This is a genomic window from Paracoccus sp. UBA889 (assembly GCA_002294185.1).
Lineage (GTDB): Bacteria > Pseudomonadota > Alphaproteobacteria > Rhodobacterales > Rhodobacteraceae > Paracoccus.
Window position 1 is genome coordinate 72518 of record DBFD01000030.1, and the last position, 8489, is coordinate 81006.

Consider the following 8489-nt stretch of genomic DNA (forward strand, 5'->3'; position numbering starts at 1 on the left):
CTTGACCACATCGTCATCGAGCAGCTTGTCCGCCTCTTCCGCGATCAGCAATTCATAACTTTCCGCGACCGTCACCCTGCGCCGAACCCGGCGCCCGCCAAACGCCTTCATCAGCCCGGACAGATCCATCATTCCGCCCAGCGACTGACCCGGTTGGCCGGGCATTTCCATGCCACCCAGGGGGTTGGAATTGTCCTGCAATTCCAGCTCGATCATGGTGTCGTCCAGTTCGCCGCGCTTCAGCTTGTCGCGAAACATCTGCCGGGTGCCGTCGCGCGCGCTTTCGCCGGCCAAAGCCTCGACCACCCGCTCCTCGGCAAGGGCATGAGCCTTGGCCTTCACCTCGTCGCGCATCCGCTCGCGGGTGTCGATCATGGCCGCGTCGGCCAGATCGCGGACGATCTGTTCCACATCGCGACCGACATAGCCGACTTCGGTGAACTTGGTTGCCTCGACCTTGATGAAGGGCGCATTGGCCAGTCGGGCCAGCCGCCGGCTGATCTCGGTCTTGCCGACGCCGGTGGGGCCGATCATCAGGATGTTCTTGGGATAGACCTCGTCACGCAGGTCGTCGCCCAGCTGTTTGCGCCGCCAGCGGTTGCGCAGCGCGACAGAGACGGCGCGCTTGGCCTCCTTCTGTCCGATGATGAAGCGATCCAGCTCGGATACGATCTCGCGCGGTGTCAGGTCGGTCATGTCATGCCTGCTTTGGTCGTCAGATATCCCGGGGATGAGGCCCGACACGGGCCGATGGGGCGCCGCCGCCTTACCCTTCCAGGAATTCGACGGTAAGGTTTCCGTTTGTATAGACGCAGATATCGGCCGCAATCGCCATCGCCTTGCGGGCGACTGCCTCGGCATCGAGATCGGTTTCCATCAGCCCCCGCGCCGCTGCCAGCGCGAAGTTGCCGCCCGATCCGATGGCGGCCACGTCATGTTCGGGTTCCAGCACATCGCCCGCGCCGGTGACGACATAGACCTGGTCGCCATCGGTCACGATCAGCATCGCCTCGAGATTGCGCAGGTACTTGTCGGTGCGCCAATCCTTGGCCAGGTCCACGCAGGCGCGTTGCAATTGTCCGGGCGCGGATTCCAGCTTCTTCTCCAGCCGTTCCAGCAGGGTGAAGGCGTCGGCGGTCGAACCGGCAAAGCCCGCCACGACGTCGCGCCCGCCCGGCGCCAGCCGCCGCACCTTGCGCGCGCTGCCTTTCATCACCGTCTGGCCCACGCTGACCTGACCGTCGCCCGCGACCACGACCCTGCCGCCGCGCCGCACCGCAAGGATGGTGGTGCCGTGCCAGCCGGGAAATGTCTCATCCGCCATCGGAAGTCTCCGTCTTCTGTCCGGACCCAGATATGAAGGCGCCCCGATGACTGCAAGCCGTTCCATCCCGTGCAGGGCTCTGGCAGGCTGCTGCGCGGGTCTGCGGGCAGGGTGGTTTTTCGCGCCGGCGCCGGCCGGATCCACATTCTCAGGGGCGACGGCGGATCCGGGCTTCCAGTGTGCGGCCGAGCCGGAAACCTGGCGTCAATCTAAACCGCCTTGGCCCTGGGTGCCCGTTCAGAGATCTCCAGGCCACCGAGGTTCTTGCCCCGCGCCGTGACCCGCGCGACGACAACGGTCGCGAATCCCTCCAACTCGCCGGAATCCGCGTCGGTGTGCGGATTATGTCTCGGAGATCTCGGCCGCTCCCAGAAACTGGGACAGGATCGCTGCCACCGCATCGGGCGCGTCGGCGTGCAGCCAATGGCCTGCGTCCTTGACCTTGACCACGCGGGCCTGGGGAAAGCTGGCGCGCAGCGCCTTCTGCCCCGCCTTGCTGAGGTAATCCGACCGCGCCCCCGCGATTTCGAGGACCGGCCCGTCGAAGGTCCCCTGCGGCAGGTCCTCCGGCCAGCCCACCAGGTCGGCCATCGCCGCGCGCAGCGCAGGCAGGTTCAGCCGCCATGCCGGCGGATCGGCCTTCAGATCCAGCGATTGCAGCAGAAAGGCGCGGGTGCCCGGCTCGTCTACCAGCGCGGCCAGAAGCCGGTCGGCGTCGCTGCGGCGTCTCAGATTGCGCAGGTCCAGGGATTCCATGGCGTCGATATGGTGGCTCTGGTCGTGGCGATAGGCGATGGGAGCGATGTCCATCACCGCCAGCTTGCGCACCATCTGCGGCCGCGTCAGCGCCAGCGCCATCGACGCCTTGCCGCCCATCGAATGACCGACCAGATCGGCGCGCCCGCCGAGAATTCCGATCAGCTCCGCCAGATCGCCTGCCATCGCCGCATAGCTGTGATCGGGATCTTGCGGGCTGTCGCCGTGATTGCGCAGGTCCGCCGTCACCACCCGTCGCGATTCGGCCAGCCGCCGGGCCAGAGCGCCCAGATTGCGGCCCTGACCAAACAGGCCGTGAACCAGAAGGATGGGAAGCCCGCCTTCGGGCCCGATCGAGACGTGATTCAGCTTCATGTCGGCAGCCTACGGCGTCTGGCGCCCGCCCGCCATCCCGCGTAGCCTGTGGCCATGGCACGGGATGCGCAGAGTTTCGAAGAGATCGGCGACATGGCTGCAGAGGTTTCGCACATGATCGCGGCCCGGTTCGGTGGCGCCAGGCGGGGCGAACGGCCACCGCTGCGGATCATGCTGCGCCGCCGCGGCGGCGCCCTGCCGCGAAGGCTGCGCAAGGCCGGCGCCCGGCTGGCGCGCGCCGAAACGCTGGCGCGTCAGCCCAAGGTCGCCCGGCAGATGGATCTGGCCGGGCTCAGCCGCGACCGCGACTTGTTGATCGCCCACTTGCAGCCTCTGGGCCAGTTCAACCGTTGGCAGGGCCGCGCGATCAGCTTTGCGGCCTCGGTCGCCTTCGGACTGCTGGTTCTGGGCGCGGCGATCGTCTGGCTTCTGGTGTGGCGCGGCAGGCTTTAGCCTTGCACATCGTGCAACCCGGCTTGCAGGAACAGGGGGTTGTCAATGCTGCGCCGCAGCATGATCTTGGCTCCGACATGTGCGAGAGACAATGATGCCCGAGAACCGAGAATTCCGGAACGCGATTCTGGCGCTGGCCATCGGCGCCTTTGCCATCGGCACGTCCGAATTCGCCGCGATGGGGCTTTTGCCCTATTTCGCTGCCGATCTGGGCATTACCGACCCGCAGGCGGGCCATGTCATCAGCGCCTATGCGCTTGGCGTCGTGATCGGCGCGCCGCTGACCTCGATGATGGGCGCCAAACTGCCGCGCCGGCGCTATCTGGCGGCGCTGATCGCCTTTTACGGGATCATGAACCTTCTGGCCGCGGCACTGCCGGGGCTGGCGGCGCTGACCGTGATGCGGTTTCTGGCCGGTCTGCCGCATGGCGGATTCCTGGGCGTCGCGATGCTTTATGCCGCCGATGCCTTGCCGGCCGGACAACGCGCGCGAGGGGCTGCGCAGGTGTTGATGGGCCTGACGATCGCGAATATCTTTGGCGTTCCCCTGGCCGGCGCGATGGGGCAGGGGATCGGCTGGCGATGGGGTTTTGCGCTGCCGGGCCTGATCGCGCTGATCTCGGCCTGGGCGATCCTCAGACTGGCGCCGCGCGTCGGCGGCGATCCCGATGCCCGCCCGCTGGACGAATTGCAGGCCCTGCGCAATCCGCGCGTGCTGTGGACCCTCGCCGTGGGCGCGATCGGCTTTGGCGGGCTGTTTGCGGTCTATTCCTACCTGACGGCCGCGATCCTTGCCACCAGCGACGGTCCGGGCTGGGCCATCCCGCTGGCGCTGGCGGTCTTCGGCCTGGGCGGGACACTGGGCACGTGGTTCGCCGGGCGCGTGACCGAGCGGCTGGGCACGGCCCGCGCCGCCTATGTCAGCCTTGCCGCGATGGCGGTGACGCAGGGCTTCGCCGCGCTGGCCGTGGGAAACTGGGTGCTGATGGTCGTTTCCAGCTTTCTGCTGGCGGCGGGGGCGGGACTGGTGATCCCGCTGCAGACGCGGCTGATGGACGTGGCGGGCCGGGCGCAGAACATGGCCGCGGCGATGAACCACGCGGCGTTCAACGCCGCCAACGCGCTTGGGCCTTTCCTGGCCGGTCTGGCGCTGACCGCAGGATGGGGCTGGCGCGCGCCCGGTCTGGTGGGAATCGCGCTTACGGCTGCGGGTGCGGTGGTTCTGATGCTGGCTTTGCGACAGGACCGGGTCTCCGCGGCGGTGGCAGATTGCGCAGGATGACCTGCCGCGAGGTCGAGGCGAATTCGCGCCGCCAGGTCACGAACAGCACGACCGCCACGCCGGCCAGCAGCGCCCAGGGCCCGGCCAGCCAGGTCAGTGAGCCGAGGGCGAAATAGACGCTGCGCAGCCCGGCATTGAAGCTGCGGGCGGCGGTGATGTTCAGGTCCGCCGCCTGCATGGCGCGATCCCGCGCCGCCGGATCGGCCGGATCGTTGGGCACCGCTGCCATCATGATCGCGCAATAGCCGAACAGCCGGTGCGCCCAGACGAATTTCAGGAAGGCGTTGACGACGAAGAACATCGTCACCAGCAGCTTGACCTCCCACAGGATGGTCAGGCCGCGATCCAGATCGAATTCGCGGGCCAGACCGCGCAACGGGTCGGTATTGCCGATCAGCGCCAGGATTCCACCGGTCGCGATCATGCAGGCGGATGCGAAGAAGGCCGTGCCCTCGCGCAGGCTGGCCAGGATATTGCCGTCGAAGATGCGTGGTTCCCTGGTCAGGAAGTGCAGCATCCATTCGCGCCGGAACCGCGTCATCAGCACCGAGACCGAGGGCTTGCCGGCCGGCGGTCGCTCGGTCATCCAGCCGATGCCCCACCAGGCGGCGAACAGAGCCAGCACCGCCGCCAGATCGGCGGGATCGAAACGCGTGGCGAAGGTCATGTCGAACTGCATGAGCCTGGTTTAGGCTGCCGGGTCGCGCCTTGAAAGCCCTGTTCGCACGCCGCGCCGATGCGGTATCCGGCAGGTCGGCGCAGGCGGCGACAGCACCCGGCAAACGGCGGCGGGCGCGGGCCTTCACGATCGGTTGCGCCGGGTCTTGAAGGCTGCTTTCGGTTCCCTAGATCTATTCTGTCCGGCGGCCTTGAATGGCGCCGGCAGGACGCCCGCCCGGAAACCGGGGGGCCTTAGACCGCATCGCTTATGAAAGGATGTAACCCATGCGCAATTTTGATCTGACCCCGCTCTATCGTGCCTCGGTCGGCTTTGACCGTCTGGCGGACGTGATGGATCGAACCCTGTCCGCCGATGTCGCGGCCCCGACCTATCCGCCCTACAACATCGAGAAGACCGGCGAGGATGCCTATCGAATCTCGATCGCTGTGGCGGGTTTTGCCGCCGATGATCTGTCGGTCGAGGTTCGTGACGGCGCCGTGATCGTCTCGGCCCGGAAGGCCGAAGAGGATGACGGCCGGTCCTATCTGCACCGCGGCATCGCGACCCGCGCGTTCGAGCGCAAGTTCACCCTGGCCGATCACGTCCGTGTCGATGGCGCCAGCCATGCCGACGGAATGCTGCATATCGATTTGGTCCGGGAAGTGCCCGAGGCGCTGAAACCGCGCCGGATCGAGATCGCCAAATCGGCGCCCAAGGTCGAGAAGCTCGACGCCTGACCGCGCCGAACCCCGCAGCCTGTCTTTTCCCCGACAGGCCGTTCATGCCCGCCGCGCTCCGTCGGCGGGCATGATATCGGCGATGGGTGTCCGGCATCTTTGCTAAAGTGGCGGAAGCGGTGGGATTCGAACCCACGGTGCGGTTTCCCGCACGCTGGTTTTCAAGACCAGAGCCTTAAACCACTCGGCCACGCTTCCGATCCGCGCGGATTAGACTGCCGCGCGCGCGGGATCAACCGGCCTTAGCGGTTCAGCCGGACGACATTCGTCGCGCCGGAGATCTCGACCGCGCGGATCCGGGCAAGCTGGATGTTCGACAGCGCGAGTCCGGCGGTGATGGTGTCGGTCGCCGGAGCGGCCGCCATCGTCGCCTGCGCGCTGTCCGGAAGCGGAGGCACGCCCACGAGACGCAGGCGAAGAATGCCATCTTCGTCCGGCGCGGCTCGGCCCGAGGGCTGCGGACGGGCGGTGATCAGCGCGACCTGGGAATAGCCCTTGCTCGGCGCCATGCCGGTGACGACAAGCAGCCGCCCTTCGTTCAGGGGCTGCCAGCCCGCCGACAGGATCTGCGCAATGCCTGGCCGCTGATCGGCGTTCTGCCCGTATCCGCCCTCGGGAGCCAGCGTGGCGGCCTGGCGGCTGCCGCCGCCCGAAAACCAGCCGAAGGGGTTCAGCCCGCTGTCGCTGAAACGGCCGCCGCAGCCAGAAAGAAACAGGGCCGGGATCAGCAGCGTGGCGGACAATCTTGTCATGGCGGTCCCTCGGGCGATGTCACTTTGCCAAAATCCTAGGCGAAAGCAAACCGCGATGAAAGCCTCTTTGACCTTGCCGCCCGCGCGCGCTAACCCCGGCATTGCCAGCCGAAAGGATCGCATCATGGCCACCGCCGCCTTTGAAGAGATCGCCGAGACCTTCGACTTTCTCGACGATTGGGAAGATCGCTATCGCCATGTCATCGAATTGGGCAAGGCGATGCCGCCGATGGACCCGGCGCTGCAGGTGCCCGCGACCAAGGTCGAGGGCTGCGCCAGCCAGGTCTGGATCATGCCGATGATCGAGGGCGGACGCTTTGACTTTCAGGGCGACAGCGACGCGCTGATCGTGCGCGGGCTGATCGCAGTGCTGCACGCGCTTTATGCCGGGGTTCCGGTGAACGAGATCGACGCCATCGACGCGCAGGCCGAACTGGGCCGGCTGGGGCTGGACGAGCATCTGTCCTCGCAGCGCTCGAACGGATTGCGGGCGATGGTCGCGCGGATCAGGCAGCTTTCCGCCGCCGCAGCGTGATCCAGCCGCCGCCCAGAACGCGGGTGCTGTCGGGGGCATAGAAGACGCAGGCCTGTCCGGGGCTGACGCCCTCCTCGGCATCCAGCAATTCGACCTCGGCCCGGGTGGCGTCGCGCGGGCGCAGGATCGCCGGCCGCGGCGGCCGGGTCGACCGGATGCGCACCATGACCGGGATCTCGCCCGTGAAGGGCTGATCGCCCAGCCAGTTGACCTCGCTGACGGGCACGATGCGGGTGGCCAGCGCCGATTTCGGGCCGACAACGACACGCCGCGTCTCGGGCTCCAGCCGCACGACATAGAGTGGATCGTCCAGTCCACCGATGCCAAGGCCGCGCCTCTGGCCGATCGTGTAATGGATCACGCCGCGATGACGGCCGAGAACCGTGCCTTCCATGTCCACGATCTCGCCCGGATCGGCCGCGCCGGGGCGCAGCTTTTCGATGACCGCGGCATAGTCGCCGTTCGGAACGAAGCAGATGTCCTGCGAATCGGGCTTGTCCGCGACCGACAGCCCGAACCGGGCGGCCAGCGCGCGCGTTTCCGCCTTGCTTTCCAGATGGCCCAGCGGAAAACGAAGGAAATCAAGCTGCTCTTGCGTGGTCGAGAACAGGAAATAGCTTTGATCGCGGTTTATATCGGCGGCCATGTGCAGTTCGGCCCGGCCGGCGCCGTGCTTGCGCTGGATGTAGTGGCCGGTCGCCATGCAATCGGCGTCCAGATCGCGGGCGGTGTCCAGCAGATCGCGGAATTTCACCCGCTCGTTGCAGCGGATGCAGGGCACGGGCGTCGCGCCGCCCAGATAGGCGTCCGCGAATTCGTCGATGACCGATTCGCGGAACCTGTTCTCGTAGTCCAGCACGTAATGCGGAAAGCCCATCCGTTCCGCCACGCGGCGGGCATCGTGGATGTCCTGGCCCGCGCAGCACGCACCCTTCTTGGCCAGCGCCGCGCCGTGATCGTAAAGCTGCAGCGTCACGCCGATGACATCGTAGCCTTCGGATTTCAGCTTTGCCGCGACGACCGAACTGTCAACGCCGCCCGACATGGCCACGACCACCCGCGTCTGTGCGGCGGGCTTGGCGAAGCCAAGGCTGTTCAGGTCTGACGCCCGCGCAGGTGCGGGGGCAAGGTCGGTGGCGGTCATGGCATGATCCCGGATATCGGATTGCATCGAAATATAGGCAAATGCCCCGCATTCTCAAGGCGAACCCCGAGGAAATGCCGCCGCGGAATAACCGTGGCTTAAAATCTTTGGATCATGGTTGGCAGACGCGATTTAAGGACCGTGGAATGTTCGTGAAAAAGACCGAAGGCCCCCGCACCGTGACATTGCCGGATGGCGCCATCCTGACGGTGGCGGATCTGCCGCCGCCCGAAACCCGCTGGGTCGCCAGCCGCAAGGAAACCGTCGTTGCAGCCGTGCGCCATGGCCTGATCACGCGCGAGGATGCATTGCGCCGCTATGGCCTGTCCGAAGAAGAATTCGAGGCCTGGCGCAAGGCGGTTGAAACCCACGGCCGCGCCGCGCTGAAAGTCACTGCCTTGCAGCGCTTTAGACAACCTTAGGTTGCGTCATGCGTTTTTCTGGGTTTAAGTAACGGGATATTAACCTTG

11 protein-coding genes and 1 tRNA gene are annotated in these 8489 nt (G+C 66.5%); 5 read left to right on the top strand and 7 right to left on the bottom strand.

What is annotated here, in order from left to right; translation table 11 throughout:
* From B4L36_RS05690 to B4L36_RS05700, 3 genes are all read right to left on the bottom strand, one after another.
* Nucleotides 1-696: AAA family ATPase (locus B4L36_RS05690; protein WP_292953673.1), on the bottom strand; the 696-nt coding region annotated here is incomplete at its 3' end.
* A gap of 70 nt (nt 697-766) precedes the next feature.
* Nucleotides 767-1324, bottom strand: coding sequence for an ATP-dependent protease subunit HslV (hslV, locus tag B4L36_RS05695; protein ID WP_292953676.1), 558 nt, complete (start codon nt 1322-1324; stop codon nt 767-769).
* Between the two features lie 342 nt (nt 1325-1666).
* Nucleotides 1667-2455, bottom strand: coding sequence for an alpha/beta fold hydrolase (locus tag B4L36_RS05700; protein WP_292953679.1), 789 nt, complete (start codon nt 2453-2455; stop codon nt 1667-1669).
* Nucleotides 2456-2509: 54 nt separating this feature from the next.
* Between B4L36_RS05700 and B4L36_RS05705 the strand changes: the two genes are divergently transcribed.
* Complete coding sequence (locus B4L36_RS05705; protein ID WP_292953682.1) at nt 2510-2908, top strand: hypothetical protein; 399 nt, start codon at nt 2510-2512, stop codon at nt 2906-2908.
* A gap of 94 nt (nt 2909-3002) precedes the next feature.
* Nucleotides 3003-4190: an MFS transporter gene (locus tag B4L36_RS05710; protein WP_292953685.1), complete on the top strand. Its 1188-nt coding sequence runs from the start codon at nt 3003-3005 to the stop codon at nt 4188-4190.
* Here B4L36_RS05710 and B4L36_RS05715 read toward each other — a convergent pair.
* Complete coding sequence (locus B4L36_RS05715; protein WP_292953688.1) at nt 4108-4869, bottom strand: DUF599 domain-containing protein; 762 nt, start codon at nt 4867-4869, stop codon at nt 4108-4110. The two genes, B4L36_RS05710 and B4L36_RS05715, sit on opposite strands and share 83 nt — an antisense overlap.
* A gap of 266 nt (nt 4870-5135) precedes the next feature.
* Between B4L36_RS05715 and B4L36_RS05720 the strand changes: the two genes are divergently transcribed.
* Nucleotides 5136-5588: an Hsp20 family protein gene (locus tag B4L36_RS05720; protein WP_292953691.1), complete on the top strand. Its 453-nt coding sequence runs from the start codon at nt 5136-5138 to the stop codon at nt 5586-5588.
* Nucleotides 5589-5696: 108 nt separating this feature from the next.
* Here B4L36_RS05720 and B4L36_RS05725 read toward each other — a convergent pair.
* A tRNA-Ser gene (locus B4L36_RS05725) sits at nt 5697-5786 on the bottom strand.
* Nucleotides 5787-5830: 44 nt separating this feature from the next.
* On the bottom strand, nt 5831-6340 hold the full coding sequence (locus B4L36_RS05730; RefSeq protein ID WP_292953694.1) for a hypothetical protein: 510 nt from the start codon (nt 6338-6340) through the stop codon (nt 5831-5833).
* A gap of 124 nt (nt 6341-6464) precedes the next feature.
* Here B4L36_RS05730 and B4L36_RS05735 point away from each other — a divergent pair, with 124 nt between their 5' ends.
* On the top strand, nt 6465-6875 hold the full coding sequence (locus tag B4L36_RS05735) for a SufE family protein (RefSeq protein ID WP_292953697.1): 411 nt from the start codon (nt 6465-6467) through the stop codon (nt 6873-6875).
* Here the strand turns inward: B4L36_RS05735 and mnmA are convergent.
* Nucleotides 6847-8019, bottom strand: a complete 1173-nt coding sequence (gene mnmA / locus B4L36_RS05740; RefSeq protein ID WP_292953700.1) for a tRNA 2-thiouridine(34) synthase MnmA — start codon at nt 8017-8019, stop codon at nt 6847-6849. The two genes, B4L36_RS05735 and mnmA, sit on opposite strands and share 29 nt — an antisense overlap.
* A gap of 41 nt (nt 8020-8060) precedes the next feature.
* Between mnmA and B4L36_RS05745 the strand changes: the two genes are divergently transcribed.
* Nucleotides 8061-8441 carry a DUF1153 domain-containing protein gene (locus tag B4L36_RS05745; protein WP_414692142.1) on the top strand — a complete coding sequence of 127 codons (381 nt, stop codon included), beginning with the start codon at nt 8061-8063 and terminating at the stop codon, nt 8439-8441.
* The last annotated feature ends 48 nt before the right edge of the window (nt 8442-8489 follow it).